The 16,145-nt window shown below is 66.3% G+C and carries 17 protein-coding genes, 1 tRNA gene and 1 pseudogene; 7 read left to right on the top strand and 12 right to left on the bottom strand.

Annotated elements, in window-relative coordinates:
• Positions 1 to 105: 105 nt before the first annotated feature.
• From I1A62_RS18395 to I1A62_RS18360, 8 genes are all read right to left on the bottom strand, one after another.
• Positions 106 to 534: a hypothetical protein gene (locus I1A62_RS18395; RefSeq protein WP_087559208.1), complete on the bottom strand. Its 429-nt coding sequence runs from the start codon at positions 532 to 534 to the stop codon at positions 106 to 108.
• Positions 535 to 726: 192 nt separating this feature from the next.
• Complete coding sequence (locus I1A62_RS18390) at positions 727 to 1,329, bottom strand: hypothetical protein (protein ID WP_124394902.1); 603 nt, start codon at positions 1,327 to 1,329, stop codon at positions 727 to 729.
• Between the two features lie 182 nt (positions 1,330 to 1,511).
• Positions 1,512 to 2,582 (bottom strand): class I SAM-dependent methyltransferase, encoded by a 1,071-nt coding sequence (locus tag I1A62_RS18385; protein ID WP_219459351.1) that lies wholly within the window; start codon positions 2,580 to 2,582, stop codon positions 1,512 to 1,514.
• A gap of 50 nt (positions 2,583 to 2,632) precedes the next feature.
• The gene (locus I1A62_RS18380) at positions 2,633 to 3,427 is read right to left on the bottom strand and encodes an energy-coupling factor ABC transporter ATP-binding protein (protein ID WP_124394904.1); all 795 of its coding nucleotides are present in this window, start codon (positions 3,425 to 3,427) and stop codon (positions 2,633 to 2,635) included.
• Positions 3,424 to 4,188 carry a cobalt ECF transporter T component CbiQ gene (cbiQ, locus tag I1A62_RS18375; protein WP_219459350.1) on the bottom strand — a complete coding sequence of 255 codons (765 nt, stop codon included), beginning with the start codon at positions 4,186 to 4,188 and terminating at the stop codon, positions 3,424 to 3,426. The genes I1A62_RS18380 and cbiQ overlap by 4 nt, the downstream gene beginning before the upstream one ends.
• A gap of 2 nt (positions 4,189 to 4,190) precedes the next feature.
• Complete coding sequence (locus I1A62_RS18370; RefSeq protein WP_219459349.1) at positions 4,191 to 4,538, bottom strand: PDGLE domain-containing protein; 348 nt, start codon at positions 4,536 to 4,538, stop codon at positions 4,191 to 4,193.
• On the bottom strand, positions 4,535 to 5,230 hold the full coding sequence (locus tag I1A62_RS18365; RefSeq protein ID WP_219461263.1) for an energy-coupling factor ABC transporter permease: 696 nt from the start codon (positions 5,228 to 5,230) through the stop codon (positions 4,535 to 4,537). Before I1A62_RS18365 ends, I1A62_RS18370 begins: the two co-directional genes overlap by 4 nt.
• Before the next feature lie 127 nt (positions 5,231 to 5,357).
• Complete coding sequence (locus I1A62_RS18360) at positions 5,358 to 6,284, bottom strand: DNA-3-methyladenine glycosylase (protein ID WP_219459348.1); 927 nt, start codon at positions 6,282 to 6,284, stop codon at positions 5,358 to 5,360.
• A 72-nt stretch (positions 6,285 to 6,356) separates the two neighbouring features.
• On the opposite strand from I1A62_RS18360, the gene I1A62_RS18355 reads away from it, so the two are divergent.
• Entirely contained in the window at positions 6,357 to 6,893 is a 537-nt protein-coding gene (locus I1A62_RS18355) for a ribonuclease H (protein ID WP_219459347.1), read from the top strand.
• 60 nt (positions 6,894 to 6,953) lie between these two features.
• Complete coding sequence (locus tag I1A62_RS18350; RefSeq protein WP_219459346.1) at positions 6,954 to 7,829, top strand: amidohydrolase family protein; 876 nt, start codon at positions 6,954 to 6,956, stop codon at positions 7,827 to 7,829.
• A gap of 42 nt (positions 7,830 to 7,871) precedes the next feature.
• On the opposite strand, the gene I1A62_RS46395 is transcribed toward I1A62_RS18350, so the two are convergent.
• Together I1A62_RS46395 and I1A62_RS18340 are read right to left on the bottom strand one after the other, a co-directional pair.
• The gene (locus I1A62_RS46395) at positions 7,872 to 8,582 is read right to left on the bottom strand and encodes a VOC family protein (RefSeq protein WP_257890953.1); all 711 of its coding nucleotides are present in this window, start codon (positions 8,580 to 8,582) and stop codon (positions 7,872 to 7,874) included.
• Positions 8,583 to 8,584: 2 nt separating this feature from the next.
• Positions 8,585 to 9,781, bottom strand: a complete 1,197-nt coding sequence (locus I1A62_RS18340) for a hypothetical protein (RefSeq protein ID WP_219459345.1) — start codon at positions 9,779 to 9,781, stop codon at positions 8,585 to 8,587.
• A gap of 640 nt (positions 9,782 to 10,421) precedes the next feature.
• Between I1A62_RS18340 and I1A62_RS18335 the strand changes: the two genes are divergently transcribed.
• Both I1A62_RS18335 and I1A62_RS18330 read left to right on the top strand, forming a co-directional pair.
• Complete coding sequence (locus tag I1A62_RS18335) at positions 10,422 to 11,291, top strand: alpha/beta fold hydrolase (protein ID WP_257890836.1); 870 nt, start codon at positions 10,422 to 10,424, stop codon at positions 11,289 to 11,291.
• A 133-nt stretch (positions 11,292 to 11,424) separates the two neighbouring features.
• Complete coding sequence (locus tag I1A62_RS18330) at positions 11,425 to 12,615, top strand: hypothetical protein (RefSeq protein ID WP_219459344.1); 1,191 nt, start codon at positions 11,425 to 11,427, stop codon at positions 12,613 to 12,615.
• A gap of 374 nt (positions 12,616 to 12,989) precedes the next feature.
• Here the strand turns inward: I1A62_RS18330 and I1A62_RS18325 are convergent.
• Positions 12,990 to 13,065, bottom strand: a tRNA-Arg gene (locus I1A62_RS18325).
• A gap of 71 nt (positions 13,066 to 13,136) precedes the next feature.
• Between I1A62_RS18325 and I1A62_RS18320 the strand changes: the two genes are divergently transcribed.
• Both I1A62_RS18320 and I1A62_RS46390 read left to right on the top strand, forming a co-directional pair.
• Complete coding sequence (locus I1A62_RS18320; protein WP_219459343.1) at positions 13,137 to 13,907, top strand: dienelactone hydrolase family protein; 771 nt, start codon at positions 13,137 to 13,139, stop codon at positions 13,905 to 13,907.
• Positions 13,908 to 13,999: 92 nt separating this feature from the next.
• Positions 14,000 to 14,157: pseudogene (locus I1A62_RS46390) on the top strand (zinc ribbon domain-containing protein); the annotation flags it as partial.
• An 86-nt stretch (positions 14,158 to 14,243) separates the two neighbouring features.
• Here the strand turns inward: I1A62_RS46390 and I1A62_RS18315 are convergent.
• Positions 14,244 to 14,495 (bottom strand): hypothetical protein, encoded by a 252-nt coding sequence (locus I1A62_RS18315; protein ID WP_219459342.1) that lies wholly within the window; start codon positions 14,493 to 14,495, stop codon positions 14,244 to 14,246.
• A 133-nt stretch (positions 14,496 to 14,628) separates the two neighbouring features.
• On the opposite strand from I1A62_RS18315, the gene cycA reads away from it, so the two are divergent.
• Positions 14,629 to 16,101, top strand: coding sequence for a D-serine/D-alanine/glycine transporter (gene cycA, locus I1A62_RS18310; RefSeq protein WP_219459341.1), 1,473 nt, complete (start codon positions 14,629 to 14,631; stop codon positions 16,099 to 16,101).
• The last annotated feature ends 44 nt before the right edge of the window (positions 16,102 to 16,145 follow it).

The raw sequence follows: 16,145 nt of genomic DNA, 5'->3' as shown, positions 1-16,145 counted from the left end.
CCAGCAGATCAGTTAGCGCACTAACTGGTCATGCATCAACCAGTCGTGGGCGGACACGCCGCAGCCCCGGCCCGAGTGAGGCCGGGGCTGCAGCCCGCTCTTCGCTCAGGGTGTGGCGAAGAACTTCTCTACGGCAGGCTGGGCATTGGGGTTGCCCACACCGATACCGATGACGGCGCCGGCGATGGTGCCGACCACGGTGCCGACGATGCAGCCTGCGATGAAGTTGGGGAAGATCGACACGCACCCGATGGCCATGCCCACGTTGGAACCGATCGCCATGCCCTGCAGGCCCGCGTTGTTCCAGCCGGTATTGATCTCGTTGGTCATTGTGTCGAAGGCGTCCTGCTTGGTCTCGTTCTCCGGGAAGAACTGCTCGGCCACCTGGCTGCTACCGCCGTCGGCGGCCGGAGTCATGAGCGGCTGCGACCAGTCGATTCCCTGCGGTGCCGGATCGGCGTACGCCGTTCCCGCCCCGACGGCCATCGCGGACACGACGAATATGGACAATGCCAGAGTTCTCAAGAGTTTCATGGAAATTCCCACCATGTCGTAGGACGAACACGATCCCCACCTGAGTGCACCGAACATCGTTGTGCGTGGACCATATTCGCTGGAAAACCGGAACGGCTACATGCATATGTGGGTGCGCGGTGATGCTCCCCGTGTGCGAACTAACCCATAGTCCTCCCGAAATCGTCGCTCGAGGTCGGAACGGAAGCCCTGCTACAGGGTTCCGAGGAATTCGTAAACCGCCGGTGTCGCAGCGGGGTTCGCGTTGCTGATCCCGGTGACGGCGCCGATCGCCGCGCCTACCGCGGCACCGGGGAGACACCCGCCGAGGATGAGGAAGATGCACCCGGCGACGAATCCGATGCCTGCGCCGATCGCGGTCGCGGTCCCGCCGCCGTTCACCCAGCCGATCTCGAGCTGCGTCATCATGTTGGCGTATGCGGAATCCCTGTCGACCGGGGTGAGCGCGAGTGTTCCCGCGACGGGGGTCGTCGTGGGTGTCAGGCTCAGGAACCGGCCGCCGTCGGTGACGAGCGGATCGATCGCGAACTGCACACCGGCGATCGAGTAGCGCAGTGGGATCGTGCCCACCGGAGTTCCCGAATCGTTGACGATGTCGACGGCGGCGGCCGTCCGCGACAGCGTGAAGTGTCCAGCGTCGAGTGCAGTGCCGACCGATCGGCCGTCGGCACTGAGACTGGTGTGCGAGATGACGGCCTGGTCGGCGGGAGTGGGGGCGGCGTACGCGGTACCCATTCCGACGCACAGGGTGGCGATCAGCAGCGCTGCGGGCGCTGTCACTCTATGCAGTTTCATGGTGTTTCCCATGCGTAGTAGCGGATGACAAACGACAAATCTGGTTCGACCTGGCGCTTCACAGTTGCCCCGACCGGCGAAAGCGTCCGTAACCTGCCTACTGCAGACATCTTCCCCCTTCGGACGCCCCAGTTTTCGGCCTTTCCGCAAAATACGTACGTATCGGGGTGCCGGTGCGAGGATTACACCGTCAGCCGGTAGAACCGGAAGAACCCGAAATCCTCGATGGGCAGGACGTCCATGGTGCCGAAACCGGCGGACTCGGCGTAACCGCGCAATGTGCTCGGGCGCATGACCGTTCCGGTGCCCACGCTCGGAGTGTGGTTCATGCCGTCGGGCAGGCACACGGTGAGACTGAAGCCGTACATCAGCCGCTCGACGTCGCTTCCCGGCGCGGAGAATTCGTCGTCGACGGCCTCGTCCATCACGATCACCGCACCGCCGGGGGCCAGCGCCCTGCGGACCGCGGCCAGCACCTCGACCGGAGCGGGCATGTCGTGGATGCACTCGAACGCGAAGGCCGCGGTGCAACTGCCCTCGGGGATTCCCGCGGCATCCGATTCGGTGATCGTGATCCGATCGCTGACATCCGGTCGTTCGCGCACGTTGGACCTCGCGAGTTCGACGGTCGCGGTGTCGATGTCGTAGCCGTGGAGCGTGGCGTCCGGGTAGGCGCGCGCGAGTGCGATCGTCGACCAGGCGCCGCCGCATCCGACGTCGGCGATGGTGGCGCCGGGCGCCCGCAGCAGCGCGTCCACCTCGGGGACCGATGCCAGCGCACCGGGAAGAACCTGCTCGTACCACGGCCGATTCATATCGGCCTGCGACTCACGGGCATCCGCGCCGTACTGGGACCACCCCACCCCGCCGCCGGTGCGATACGCCTCCAGCAGCGCGGGCATCTGCGTGGTCGCGGCGACGAAGATCCGCGCGAGCGGTGCCAGATAGTTGAGACTCTGCTCGTCGGTGAGCACTTCGGCGGCGCCGGCCGGGAGCGTGAACTTCGGCGGCGTCGCAGCGTCCACCGTGAGCAGTCCCGACACGGCCTGCTGCTCGAGCCACTCGCGCGCGTATCGCGGATGAGTGGACGTGCGTTCGGCCAGTTCGTCCGCGGTCGCCGGGCCCTCCGACGCGAGACTGCGGTACCAGCCGAGGCGGTCTCCCAGATGGACGGCCAGCAGGTCGATGGCCCCGAGCGACGCGTCGAAAATGCGCTGGGACACCGTCGCAGCGTCGGCTTCGGGTGTGGACATCGCTGACCTCCGGTCGGAGTGCGGGCGAAGCTTCGTCACCCCATCGTGGGCTACCCGGTCGGCGGTGTCACGGATCGTTCGCCGGGCGAATGAGGCCCGGTCGCGGGAAGCCGGAAACCCCACGGCAACTCGAGGCGATGGCGGGCGAGCAACGCGGGGTCGCCGAGCACGTCCAGGATCGGACCGTCGGCCACCAGGCGCCCCTCGTCGAGGATCACGGCGCGCGTGCACAACTGGGCGGCGTACGGGAGGTCGTGCGTGACGAGCAGGTGCGTGGTGTCGATACCCAGCAGAACCTCGGCCAATTCGCGCCGGGCGACGGGGTCGAGATTGCTCGACGGCTCGTCCAGCACGAGGACGTTCGGGGCGCACGCGAGGACGGTCGCCAGCGCGACCCGGCGGCGCTGGCCCACCGACAGGTGCGCGGGGTTGCGGCCGGAATGCGCCGTCATGTCCACGGCCGCCAGCGCGTCGCGCACCCGCTCGTCGAGCGTGGTCCCGGTGACCCCGAAATTGACCGGACCGAACGCGACGTCCTGCGCGACGGTGGGCATGAACAACTGGTCGTCGGGGTCCTGGAAGACGATCCCGACCCGCCGCCGGACCTCGCGCAACGTGTCCCGCGACGCCCCCCGCGACAGCGCCAGCCCGCCGACCGTGACGCTGCCTTCGGTGGCCGTCAGTATGCCGTTGAGGTGCAGCATCAGTGTGGTTTTGCCGGCCCCGTTCGGACCGAGGACGGCCACCCGCTCGCCGGCTTCCACCGTCAGGTCGATCCGGTGCAGCGCGGCCCGGCCGTCCGGATACGCGAACGAGACGCCCTCGAGGTGCACGGCCGGGGTCATCGGAGCACCCACGTCGTGAGACAGATCCCGACCGCGCACACCGCGGGCACGAGCCCAGCCCGCCACGCCGCAGCGGTCGCCGGGGGCGCCCCGATCGTGGGAACCGAACCCGTGAACCCGCGCGACAGCATCGCCAGGTGAACGCGCTCGCCGCGCTCGTACGAACGCACGAACAATCCGCCGACGCCACGGGCGGTGGCGCCGATCTGCCGGAACGTCCGGGGGTCGTCGCCGCGGGACAGCCGGGCGGTGCGCATCCGCTCGACCTCGGCGGTGAGCAGGTCGAGGTAGCGCAGCATCAGAACGACGATCGTGGTGAGCATCGCGGGCACGCGCAGTCGCGCCAGACCCGAGGGCAGGTCGCGGGCCGGCGTCGTCGCTGCGAGCGTCAACGAGACGAGGACACCGAGAGTGCCCTTCACGAGAATGCCCCACGCCGCGTAGAGGCCCGCGACGGACAGTGACAGTCCGGCGACGGTGACGCGGGCGCCGCCCTCGGCGAACGGCAGCAGCACCGCGAGCGTCACGAACGGCAACTCGATCAGCATCCTCGGCCCGATCCACGTGAGCGCGATGCCGGCGATCCGCCAGATCACGATCAGGACGGCGAGATACCCGGCGAACGCCCAGAACGCTTCGCGTGGCGTCGCGACCACCGCGAAGACGAAGACCACGGCGCAGACGATCTTGACCTCGGCCGGCAGTCGGTGCAGGGGGGAAGCGCCGTCGAGGTAGAGCGGATGGGCGTGACCGGCTCCCACGGTCAGGGGCTCGTTCGGTTGCGCCGCGCGCGGGACAGCAGCCAGAACAGGCCACCCGCGACGACGAACGTGGCGGTCGCGCCGATCACGCCCGCGACCCCGGTGAGATGCGCCCGGCCGCCCACCGTGTAGTCGGCCAGCGGCGAGTCCGACAAGTGATGCGCGGACGCGTTCCGGGCGATGCAGTCACCCACGAGCGCCTCCCCGGTATCGGTCTCCACGGTCTCGCACCCGCGCGTCGTCGCGGCATCGAGACCGTCCGGACTGGGGCTGGCGAGGTAGGAGACCGCACCGGCGACGAGCAGCGCCACCAGCGCGAAGCCGATGAGGAAGCGGCGGAGGGAGATCACGCGCGCACCTCCACACGCCGGGGCGCCGTCCGCAGCAGGTACACGAGATCGGGGCGCGCCTTCGCGACGGCCGTCACCGTGACCGCCGTGATGAGGCCCTCGCCGATGCCGATCAGCACGTGTGCCCCGAGCATGTAGGCGGCCACCGCGCCCAGCGAGGTCGAATCCCCGGACGTGGCGTGTCCGCCGATCGCGTACTCGAGCACGAAGCCCATCGACGCCGCCACCGTTCCGCACAAGGCCGCAGCGAACGAAATCCCGCCGAGGACGCGGAATCGCAGTCGTTCCTGCCGCACGACGAGCGGACGCAACGCCACCGCGACGCCGTATCCGACGACCACCCCGATGATCGCCATGTTGGTGATGTTCGCCCCCAGTGCTGTCAGCCCACCGTCGGCGAACAGCAGGGCCTGCACGATCAGCACGATCGAGATGCAGAGCATGCCGGTGTACGGGCCGACCAGGATGGCGGCGAGCGCGCCGCCGAGGAGGTGGCCGCTCACACCGGGAAGGATCGGGAAGTTGACCATCTGGACCGCGAAGATGAATGCCGCGACGAGACCGGCCATCGGCGCGGTGCGTTCGTCGAGTTCCGAGCGCGCGCGCCACGCGGCGATCGACAGTCCCAGCGCGGCGACGACGACGAACAGCAGGGAGGTCGGTGCGTTGATCAGGCCGTCGCTCATGTGCATTGCCACGGATTCCACGGCGTCTCCTCCGGCCGGCAGCTGATCCTTCGAAGTCTAGTTGTTCGTATGAACACTTGAACAGGTGTTCACAGGTAACGGAATGCCGGTAGGTGGAGTGTGCGAATGAGGTTCAGTGCCAGCTGTGGTCGACGAGCGTCGTGCGGGGCCCGAACTTGGGTTTGACGGCCTGCCCGCTCACCTCGAGCAGTCGCACGGCGCGCTGGCGGTGCGGCTGCAGCGGGGCCAGATACTCCACCATCCCGGCGTCGTCGAGGGGCTTCCCGAGCAGCGACCACCCGACCATCGCGGCCAGGTGATAGTCGCCGACCGACAGGGCATCGGGATCGCCGAGCGCGCGCTGCGACACCTCGGCCGCCGTCCAGATCCCGACGCCGGGAATGGACATCAGCCGGCGATTCGCCTCCTCGCGGGGGAGGTCGACGATCTTCTCGAGCCGGTCGGCGACCTGCGCGCAGCGGACGATCGTGCGGGATCGGCCTGGGTCGACGTTGGCCCGGTGGAATTCCCACGACGGCACCCGCCGCCACACGTCCGCGGTCGGCGGCAGCCGCATCCCGTCCGGGGCCGGACCGGGAGCAGGCGCGCCGAACTTCCACACGAGATGCCGCCACGACGCGAACGCGGCGATGCCGTGCACCCGCTGCTCGAGGATCGCGGGCACGAGCGCCTCCAGCACCCGGTCCGTCCGGCCGAGGCGCAGGTGCGGGAAACGCCGGTGCGCCTCGACGAGGATCGGATGGTCGGGGGCGAAGTCGGCGCACTCGTCGTGTTCGCCGACGAGGCGGCCCAGTCCCGCGGCCAGCTCGTGGGCGCCCGCGCCCCACGCCTGGCAGCGCACCGAGTGCCGGTCGATCTGGGTGAGGCGGTAAGTGACCGGACCCGACTTCTGCACCGACGTCCGCCAGATCGCGCCGTCGGCCGTCCGCCGGTGGCAGGGGTCGCCCTTCCCGCGCTGCAGCGGCTGCAACGACATGGCGACGTCCAGGGGACGCCGCGCGGTCACGGTGGTCTCGACCACCTCCAGCGAAGCCGTCATCAAATGAAGCGTATCCACTGTGAAGGCGACCGCTACCGGCGGCTGTCGGAGCGCGCACGTAAAGTCCCAGCCATGATCATCGTGAGTACCGACGGATCCTGCCTCCGCAACCCCGGTGGGGCGATCGGCTGGGCATGGGTCAATCACGAGGGTCCCAGCCAATCGGGTGGCGAACCCTCCGGGACCAACCAGATCGCCGAGCTGCGGGCGCTGCTCGAAGCGATCACCGCGCATCCCGGCGCCGATCCGCTGCTGATCGAATCCGACTCCCAGTACGCCATCAAGTGCGCGTCGGAATGGCTGCCCGGGTGGAAACGCAAGGGCTGGAAGACGGCGGGCGGCGCTCCCGTCAAGAACCTCGGGCTGGTGCAGTCCATCGACCGGGCCATCTCCGAACGCCCCGGGCCGGTCCGTTTCCGCTGGGTCCGCGGCCACGTCGGCAACCACTACAACGAGATGGCCGACGTCCTCGCCGGCGAGGCGGCCCGTGCCGTCGCATCCGGCGCGGTCGCACCGGCGCCGGTCGCTGCGCCGGCCCCGGCCCCTGCCGCTGCACCGGCGCCTGTCGCGCCGGCACCCGAGCCCGAGGACGCGTTCACGCTGTTCTGAGTCGGCCCCGTTCCGATCCGCCGGGGTCCGTGATCCGGCACTGCGTCGAGGAGAAGAGAGTTGTCCGAGGATCTGCGGGTGCAGGAGTTCTGGCGTGCGCTGGGGCTGCCCGGCATCATCGACGTCCACACCCACTTCATGCCCGCGAACGTGATGGAGAAGGTGTGGGGTTACTTCGACGCCGTCGGTCCTCTCACCGGACGTGAGTGGCCCATCCACTACCGGCACGAGGAAGACGTCCGCGTCGAGCACCTCCGCGGGTTCGGTGTCCGCCGGTTCACGTCGATGATCTACCCGCACAAGCCGGAGATGGCCGCGTGGCTGAACCAGTGGTCGGCCGAATTCGCCGAGCAGACCCCCGACTGTCTGCGGACGTCCACGTTCTACCCGGAGGAGTCCGCGGGCGCGTACGTCGCGGAGGCGATCGAGTCGGGCACGCGCGTGTTCAAGTCCCACATCCAGGTGGGCGACTACTCGCCGAACGATCCGCTCCTCGACCCAGTGTGGGGCGTGCTGCAGGAGGCGGGTGTCCCCGTGGTCATCCATTGCGGGTCGGGGCCGGCGCCCGGCACCCACACCGGCCCGGGCCCGATCGCCGAGTTGCTGTCGCGGTACCCGCGCCTGCACCTGATCATCGCTCACATGGGGCTGCCGGAGTACCGGGAATTCCTGGACCTGGCCGATCAGTACTCCACCGTGTATCTAGACACCACGATGACGTTCACGGACTACACCGAAGCAGCCACGCCGTTTCCGCGCGACCAGGTGCACCGGCTTGCGGAACTGCAGGAACGAATCGTGTTCGGCAGCGACTTCCCCAACATCCCGTACCCCTACCTCGACGCGCTCGAGGGTCTCACCCGCTTCGACCTCGGCGAGCCGTGGCTGCGGGCGGTGTGCCACGACAACGCGGCGCGCCTCTTCGCGATCGACTGACACCGTCGTGCGGTGCCGCGGCTATCGGGTTCCGCGTCACCGTCATTCGCCGTCCGACCAGTCACTGCGGCTCTCGCCGGGGCGCAGGGTGCCGAATGTCCACTCGAAACCTTCGAGGTCGAGGACCCGGCAGCGGTAGTTGCCCCATTCGGTGTTCGCGGGCGCCCAGACCGAGGTGGCGCCGGCCTCGAGGGCGGTGGCATACACCTCGTCGACTTCGCCGTCGGTGCCGACGCTGAGATAGGTACCATGACCGACGGTCTCGCCTCGCAGCGCCGGCCGGTCGTAGTCGCCGTCGTCGCTGAAGACCATGATGGCGGCGTCGCCCCTGCGCAATTCGGAGTGCATGATCCCGCCGTCGTCGCCGGGGAACTCGAGGGTGGTCTCGAAACCGAAGGCACGTTCCAGCCACCGCAGAGCGGCCGGGGCGTCGCGGTAGGCGAAGTAGGAGTGCAGGGCGGCCGGGCGGTTCTCAGTGTTGGTCATGCGGCGACGATACGAACAATCGAGGTCAGCCACGGTCCGCAAATATGCGCTACCGCGAAATGTCGGTCGGCGCCGGCTGATGGCCGTATCCACCAGAGCGGCCCAGCCATGACCGCTGACCTGGTCGTCGTCGCCGTCCCAGCTGAACTCCACGACGGTGCGGTCGCCGCGTTCGATGGTCCGGCAGTCCATCCAGCCGCGGACGGTGATGAAGCCGAACCGGCCGGTCCCGTCGCCCGCGATGGCCGTGAACCCTGCTTCGCGCACGGTCAACGTTGCGAAGAGTGCGCTGATCGCTCAGCGCGAATCGTGCGGACTCGCTGAACCAATAGGCCGATCAAGACGCGTGGTACGCGTGGTGCAACTTCGAGGAGCAACCACCGGTACTCGAGAATTCGCTGCTCGAGGGGGGTGCGATCGAGAATGCGTTGCAGAGCGGCTTCCAGTTCGGCGTCGTGGATTCCCCGGGCGCGCATCGCGTCGAGGTTCTCCTTCGCGAAGGGGAAAGCACCCGACGTGACGTGCATGCGGCTCATTCGTTCGGTCGGGATCGTGTGGGGAAGTGTCCTACATTTCTCCAGCCCGCCGGCGATGTAAAGGTTGATCATTGTGCGGATGCACTTTTCGCACTTCCCGCAGTTGTAGTCGCCGTCCCAGTTCAAATTGCACACGCGCAGGTGGCGCATCGCCAGATCGCTGTCCTTGATGGCCGCGGCCTTGTCGACCCGGTTCGCCTGCGTGCCGTCCTGAACGATCTGGAGATTCTCGCTCGACCACAGCGGATCGAGATCCGGATGACTCCCGTGCGGGGTCATGTTGCCCGAGTCGTACGATCCCGACGCGGCCACGATCACCTTGCGCAGGTGGGGTGAAAGAAGGAGCGCCACATGCGCGAGCGCAGCGCCATGTGCGGTGCTACCCCAGTTGTTTCCGTGTCTCGCGTGGAGAAGCTGGAGGTCGGTACGAATCTCGATCAGCTCTACGCCCATCTCGGCAGCAACTTCGCGCGCACCTGCCGATATTTGCTCGTACGGTTCCGGGCGACGAGGATCGATGTCGAATCCGTGCACCAGGATGAGGTGTGTGATCTCGGCTCGATTCTTCAGAACGGAGTAGAAGGCGTCGAGGCCGCCACTGAAGAAGCATCCGACGCCGCCGCCCTCATGGTCCCTCGTCGACATGACGGGCGCGTCGACGCTCGGGGTGTGGAGTTGCGGGTACCACGAGTGCAGTAGGTCACGTGCCTGTTCGGCACCGGACAGTGCGGCAGGATCGACCGGGGCGTCGAGTTCCAAGTCCTGCTCGGTCGTCATCGCCACCACGACTCCCGGGGGCAGCCATGGCGTTCCGCTCCGATCCAGGCAAACGTTGGCAGATGTCTGCACGGTGAATTTCTTGCCATCGATGGAGAACACCGATTTGACGACGTTCACCCCGACGGGGTCGATGGATGCCTGCACTGCCATGCCTTGATCCCTCTCTTCACGGTGATGATGCCAGGCACGCGCGTGCCCGGTCGTCACACCACCGAATCCCGATTCCACCATCTCCGTCGAAGTGTGCCGTACCGGCTGAACCTTCCCGAACGTGACCCACGCAGTAACGCCGCTCGGATGTATTCAGGTAGATCGAGCTCCGGCGCGGATCGGACAGTGGCCGCACACGGTACAGGCTATGTCGACCACTGGGTCCACGGGTTGGCAATTACAGCAATGGTTTTGAGTGGCGATGTCGCGTACCTCCAAACCAACCCCGCGCTCGCGCAGTTACGCGTTCGAGGGTGGTCAGGTGGGCGCAGTTCATCGACCTGACGGTCCGAGTCCAATTTCGAAGGGGTAGTCCGACAATCAAGTTCGCGAGATCGTCCGGTAACCGACCTCAGGTACTGGAGGTCCGTGAATTCCCGCACGCGTCCCCGTCCGGCTGAAATCGAGGACGATGGGGATGGCACGTCGATTTTCGATGCTCGGTATGGTGAATCAGTTCGAATCAGTAACTGTGCCAACTTCCGAGAGACCACCGAGTAGGAAATTAGGCGCGTAGCGGTGTATTTCGAGGCGTAACACGTCGCTGCCGCACGGCGCCAGACCGAAGGGCCGCTCCACCATGCCTGTTGAAAGTAAGTCCGGTTTTGTTCTGATCGCCGATCGTCGGTTGCATTACTGCACTGCCGGAGATGGATCGGTGTCGGTGTTCTTCGAGGCTGGGATGGGGAAGAGTCGATCGACCTGGTCGCTTGTTCAACCGCTGGTTGCCGAGTTTGCACACACCATCGTGTACGACCGCGCGGGGCACGGACTCAGCGACCCGGACGAGACCGGACGCGATTTCGATCGGATACTCGACGATCATCTGGCCGTCCTCGACGCCACCGTCGACCGCCCCTGCGTCGTTGTGGGACACAGCTACGGCGGCCCGGTGGTACGCGTGGCGGCGAACCGTCGACCGGGCACGATCAAGGCCGTCGCTCTCGTCGACGAAGTGTCGGAGATCTGCAAACCCGAGCGGATGATGGCAGCCATGCGGGGTGCTTCGGTGCTGTACGGTTCGCAGGTGATTCTGGCGCGGTTGAAACTTCTTCGCCCGCTGCTGGGGAAGTCCTACTACCGCTTCTTGCAGGGTGCGGCGCTGGAGGAGGCGATCGACGAAGGATCGACGATGAACTCCGTCCGCGCGGCGTGGGCCGAGTGGCGCGCCTTCCGTGAAAGTTTCACTTCGCTTCACGACAGTGGACCTCATATACCCGACGTCTCACTGACCACGATTTCGTCGAACAGGATCCCACCCGAGAAGGATCGCGATCGCGATTTCCTCAGCGCCGCGCACCGCCGAACCGCGGAACTCTCCCCGTCCGGACGGCACGTCTATTCAGAGAACCGTAATCACTACATACCTCTGGTCGAACCCAATCTCGTCGCGCAGGAGATTCGGGACTTGGTCAGGCAGGTGGGCGCCGCCGCGGGGCCCGGTGCCTAGTGACGCCGGCTTCCTGCGTCCCCGATCCCACTCCGATGGTTGCTCGGCCGACGACGACACGGTGCGGTAACTTGCGAGAGTCACACAGAGCTGAACGAGGAACGCGAATGCATACCGATATTGAGGTGCGGCAATGGAACTGAAGGCTTCGGTGTCGGTTGACGACACGTACCGCTCGACTGCGGAACTGGTGATCGACGGCGAATCGTTCACCGTGTGGACCGAATCCGACGTGGCCGTCGACGTCACCGGCACCCCGTGGCTGCCCACACTTCGTGTGACAGCGATGCGGAAAGGGTTGCAGCTCGCAATCACCCCGGCCGTCGACCACACCGCGTTGGAGGGCAGCCTGGCTGCCCAAGACGTGCTCCTCGACTGGTTCCCCGAGATGCTTCAGCGCACCTCCACGCAGGCCGAGACCGTGGCACCCAGCCCGGCGGAGCAGGACCGTAGAGGGGTCGGGTGCTTCTTCTCCGGCGGCGTGGATTCCTTCTACACCGCACTGAAGAATCTCGATGAGATCACGCACCTGATCATCATCCACGGACTGGATATCAGCCTCGACAACCAGGTGCTGTGGGAGGAGGCGGTCGATCGGGCTCGAACGATGGCGGCCGAACTCGGAAAAGAACTGATCGAGGTCCGATCCAACGTTCGCCTCCTCCACGCCAAGCACGGACCGCACTGGCAGAGTCAGGCACACGGCGCCTTCCTCGCCCACGTTTCGCTACTGTTGGCTCCTCACCTGCGCAAGGTCTACATTCCGGCATCCGACGACGAATCCCGGCTCGCCCCGCTCGGGACGCATCCCGACCTCGATCCGCTGTGGTCGAGCAGTGATGTCGAGATCGTGCACGACGGCATCGAAGCGGACCGTGTTGCCAAACTGGCCCGCATCAAGGAGTCCGCGGTCGCCATGAATCACCTACGGGTGTGCTGGTGGAATCTGGCGAGCAAATACAACTGTGGCAGATGCGAGAAGTGCCTACGGACGATGATCGGACTCCATATCGTGGGTGCATCCGAACAGTGCACGAGCCTGCCCCGGGAGATCCCGTCGAGGGCGGTCCGCCGCATGTACCTGAACGCCGCCGGGGAGGGCGGTGAGCTGTTCGCTCGCGAGAACCTCGAGCGGCTGGCGGAACTCGGCGAAACCGATACCGAACTCGTCCGTTCCCTGAACTATGCGATCAACCGCAACAAGTTTCAGGAATTCCTCGTGACCGCTCGTTTCTACGTCATCGACGTGGGATTCGGGCTGGTGCGATACCAGGCACGAAAACTCTTCGGCAGCAACCGGCCCGCCAAGACGACGGCTTCATGAGTCCGGCGATCGCGGGCTGAGCCGTCATCTGACGGTGCTGTGATGGCGGCATTTTCGTAGCCGGGAGCATCATCGCGGGACGGGCCCTGGGCGCCCCGGCGGACACACCCTTCGAACAGTTCTGTGTCGAGGTCTCCTCGACACACGTCGTAGACGGGAAGCTCGTCCTCGTCCTCGGCTCGGTCGGCGCGCATGCCCCCTCGCCGGGGGCCAGGGTGTGCCTGATGCCGAGGTCGCCGACCCCGCAGGCGGGAAGATCCTGACGATACTCGGGAGTGGGAGAAGCTCCCCGATGGCGACGACGATTGACAGCGGGCTGACGTCTGCATTCGCTCCGGACTAGGATCGGCAACTCTGCCGGACCTGAGCGAGCCTGGTGCCCTCGGCAGGATTCGAACCTGCGACCTACCCTTTAGGAGAGGGTTGCTCTATCCCCTGAGCTACGAAGGCGCGGTGCACGCGCGGGGCGCACACCGAGGTGAGTGTAGCGGGAATGGTGGTGCGCTCGCGATGGGGAGGGCATGGTTGTCGCAGATGTTCTGGAAGTGACGACGGAACGGGAGACGTACATGTCCGAGATCGACTTGACCGACCTCGCTGCGCGGCACGACGGTTCGCTGAACTTGCACGGCTATCTTGCGAGGCCGTCGGGTGAGGGTCCGTGGCCGGGGGTGGTGATGGTGCACGAGGCGTTCGGCTTGGACGACGTGATGAAGCGTCAGGCGGACAGGCTGGCGTCGGCGGGGTTTCTGACCCTGGCGCCGGATCTGTTCAGTGCGGGCGGTGCGCGACGCTGCCTGGTGTCGACGATGCGGGCGATGCTCTCGGGGAAGGGCCGGGCGTACGGGGACATCGAGGCGGCACGTCAGTGGCTGTCCGGGTCTTCGGACTGCACGGGGAAGATCGGGATCATCGGGTTCTGCATGGGCGGCGGGTTCGCGCTGATGACGCTGCGCACCGGGTTCGACGCGGCGGCCCCGAACTACGGGGTCCTACCGCGTGACCTGGACGCGGCGGTGGCGGGAGCGTGCCCGGTGGTCGCCAGTTACGGCGGGAAGGACTTCGCCCTGCCGAAGGCGGCAGCCAAGTTGGAGTCGGCGCTGACCCGGGCCGGTGTGGTCCACGATGTGAAGGAGTATCCGACGGCCGGCCATACGTTCCTGAACGACGCACTGGCCGGACCCAAGGTGATGCGTCCCCTGATGAAGGTCACGGGGATGGTGCCCGACCCGGAAGCCGCCGCCGACGCGTGGACGAGGATCGACGGTTTCTTCGGGGAGCACCTGGGTTGATCCGTGAGTCTTTCGGCGCAGACCCGGTCCTCGAGGTCCGGGATAGCTGATCCGGTTGTGTCGGACTGTGTGGCTAGTGTCTGGGTCATGGCGGGGAGATCGCCTCGGCGATGCCGCTGAACGTGCGGGTGTGGACGTGCCGATGCGGCGCGCCGTCCACGATCGGGATGTGAATGCGGCAAGGAATATTTTGGCCGTCGGACTGGCGGTGGCAGCCTGCGGAGACGGTGTGAGACCACCTCGCACCTAAGGTGCGGGGCGGCAACTGTCGGTGAAACAGGAACCTCGGGACGCGAGTCCCGCGGGGAATCTCGGTCGTTCACGGCCGAGAGGACGTCAACAGTGGATGTACTGGCGGGTGGCGTGCCGGTAGTCGAGTCCGCACGCCAGGACGACCTGGCCGAGGCTGAGGTACCCCTCGATGCTCGTGGCCTTCGCGAACTTGCCGTCGGCCCGTACCGAGACCGTGACGCTGGACGCGACCGAATCGACCCGAGCGAGTTCGTACTCGTCGACGCCGCCGGCGGCCTGAGTCACACAGGTGACAGCGCCCTGGGCGTACGCGATCTCGATCAGGTCCTCGATCATGTGCAGGCTCCTCGCCTCGAAGTAGTGAACTGAGGTTAGCCTTAGCTACTCGGTCTATGTCAAGTCCCCGGCGTAACGTGACCCACGCTTTCGGACGGTGACAGCAAGGACTGAGAAGGGTTGCAGGTGTTCCATGGCTGACCGCACTTCCTCGACGGACTCGATCGGATCGGGCGGCGACCCGGGGACGGGAGCGGGCGGCGAACCGCATCTCTCCCGGCAGCTCGCCAACCGGCACATCCAGCTGATCGCGATCGGCGGAGCAATCGGCACGGGCCTGTTCATGGGGTCCGGGAAGACGATCTCGCTGGCCGGACCGTCGGTGATCTTCGTCTACATGATCATCGGCTTCATGCTGTTCTTCGTGATGCGGGCGATGGGGGAGCTACTGCTGTCCAACCTGCACTACAAGTCGTTCTCCGACTTCACGGCAGACCTGCTCGGCCCCTGGGCCGGGTTCTTCACGGGGTGGACGTACTGGTTCTGCTGGATCGTCACGGGGATCGCCGACATCATCGCGATCTCCGGTTACGTGCGGTACTGGTGGCCCGACCTCCAGTTGTGGATCCCGGCGCTGGTCGCCATCGCGGCCCTCCTGCTGCTGAATCTGCCGACCGTGCGGGCGTTCGGCGAGACCGAGTTCTGGTTCGCGCTGATCAAGATCATCGCCATCCTCAGCCTCATCGTCGTCGGACTCGTGATGGTGTTCACGCACTTCACGTCGCCGAACGGCTCGGAGGCCGGATTCGACAACCTGTGGAACGACGGCGGCATGTTCCCGACCGGCGCGATGGGTTTCGTGGCCGGATTCCAGATCGCGGTGTTCGCGTTCGTCGGCATCGAACTCGTCGGCACCACGGCGGCCGAGGCGAAGGATCCGGAGAAGAACCTGCCGAAGGCCATCAACTCCATCCCGATCCGCATCCTGCTGTTCTATGTGGTGTCGCTGATCGTGATCATCTCGGTCACACCGTGGCGTGAGGTCGTCCCCGGGGTGAGCCCCTTCACGGCGATGTTCACGCTCGCCGGTCTGGGGATCGCGGCGGGAGTCATCCAGTTCGTGGTTCTGACGTCTGCGGCGTCCTCGGCCAACTCGGGGATCTATTCGACGTCCCGGATGGTCTACGGCCTCGCGCAGGAAGGTGACGCACCGGCCAGGCTCGGCAGGCTCAGTTCCCGCAAGGTTCCGGCCAACGCGCTGATGTTCTCGTGTGCCTTCCTGCTGTCGGCGATCGCGCTGCTGTTCTCCGGCGACTCGGTCATCGAGGCATTCACGACTGTGACGACAATCTCATCGGTGCTCTTCATCTTCGTGTGGACGATGATCCTGGCCAGTTACATCGTGTACCGGAAGCGCCGCCCCGAACTGCACGAGGCGTCGAAGTTCAAGATGCCCGGCGGGGTCGTGATGTGCTGGGTCGTGCTGGCGTTCTTCGTCTTTCTCATCTGGGCTCTGACCCAGGAGGACGACACCCTCGAGGCGCTACTCGTCACCCCGGTATGGTTCATCGTGCTCGGTGTCGCGTGGGCGGTGATTCGCCGGCGTGCCCCGCACCGCGCTCGGTACGCCGCCTTCAAGGCGGAACTCGAGGACCGCCGAACATAAACGTTCGGTAACGGTGGCGCGGACCTATACCGTTTTGTTACATT

This window comes from Rhodococcus sp. USK10, from assembly GCF_019378875.1.
Classification (GTDB): Bacteria; Actinomycetota; Actinomycetes; order Mycobacteriales; family Mycobacteriaceae; genus Rhodococcus_F; species Rhodococcus_F pseudokoreensis.
The sequence above is the reverse complement of the archived record's forward strand: the minus strand, read 5'-3'. Positions and strand labels throughout refer to the sequence as shown.

Coding starts and splice junctions, on each gene's coding strand:
- I1A62_RS18395 (WP_087559208.1), bottom strand. CDS start 534: ATGAAACTCTTGAGAACTCTGGCATTGTCCATATTCGTCGTGTCCGCG.
- I1A62_RS18390 (WP_124394902.1), bottom strand. CDS start 1,329: ATGAAACTGCATAGAGTGACAGCGCCCGCAGCGCTGCTGATCGCCACC.
- I1A62_RS18385 (WP_219459351.1), bottom strand. CDS start 2,582: ATGTCCACACCCGAAGCCGACGCTGCGACGGTGTCCCAGCGCATTTTC.
- I1A62_RS18380 (WP_124394904.1), bottom strand. CDS start 3,427: ATGACCCCGGCCGTGCACCTCGAGGGCGTCTCGTTCGCGTATCCGGAC.
- I1A62_RS18365 (WP_219461263.1), bottom strand. CDS start 5,230: ATGCACATGAGCGACGGCCTGATCAACGCACCGACCTCCCTGCTGTTC.
- I1A62_RS18360 (WP_219459348.1), bottom strand. CDS start 6,284: ATGACGGCTTCGCTGGAGGTGGTCGAGACCACCGTGACCGCGCGGCGT.
- I1A62_RS18355 (WP_219459347.1), top strand. CDS start 6,357: ATGATCATCGTGAGTACCGACGGATCCTGCCTCCGCAACCCCGGTGGG.
- I1A62_RS18340 (WP_219459345.1), bottom strand. CDS start 9,781: ATGGCAGTGCAGGCATCCATCGACCCCGTCGGGGTGAACGTCGTCAAA.
- I1A62_RS18335 (WP_257890836.1), top strand. CDS start 10,422: ATGCCTGTTGAAAGTAAGTCCGGTTTTGTTCTGATCGCCGATCGTCGG.
- I1A62_RS18330 (WP_219459344.1), top strand. CDS start 11,425: ATGGAACTGAAGGCTTCGGTGTCGGTTGACGACACGTACCGCTCGACT.
- I1A62_RS18320 (WP_219459343.1), top strand. CDS start 13,137: ATGGTTGTCGCAGATGTTCTGGAAGTGACGACGGAACGGGAGACGTAC.
- I1A62_RS18315 (WP_219459342.1), bottom strand. CDS start 14,495: ATGATCGAGGACCTGATCGAGATCGCGTACGCCCAGGGCGCTGTCACC.
- cycA (WP_219459341.1), top strand. CDS start 14,629: ATGGCTGACCGCACTTCCTCGACGGACTCGATCGGATCGGGCGGCGAC.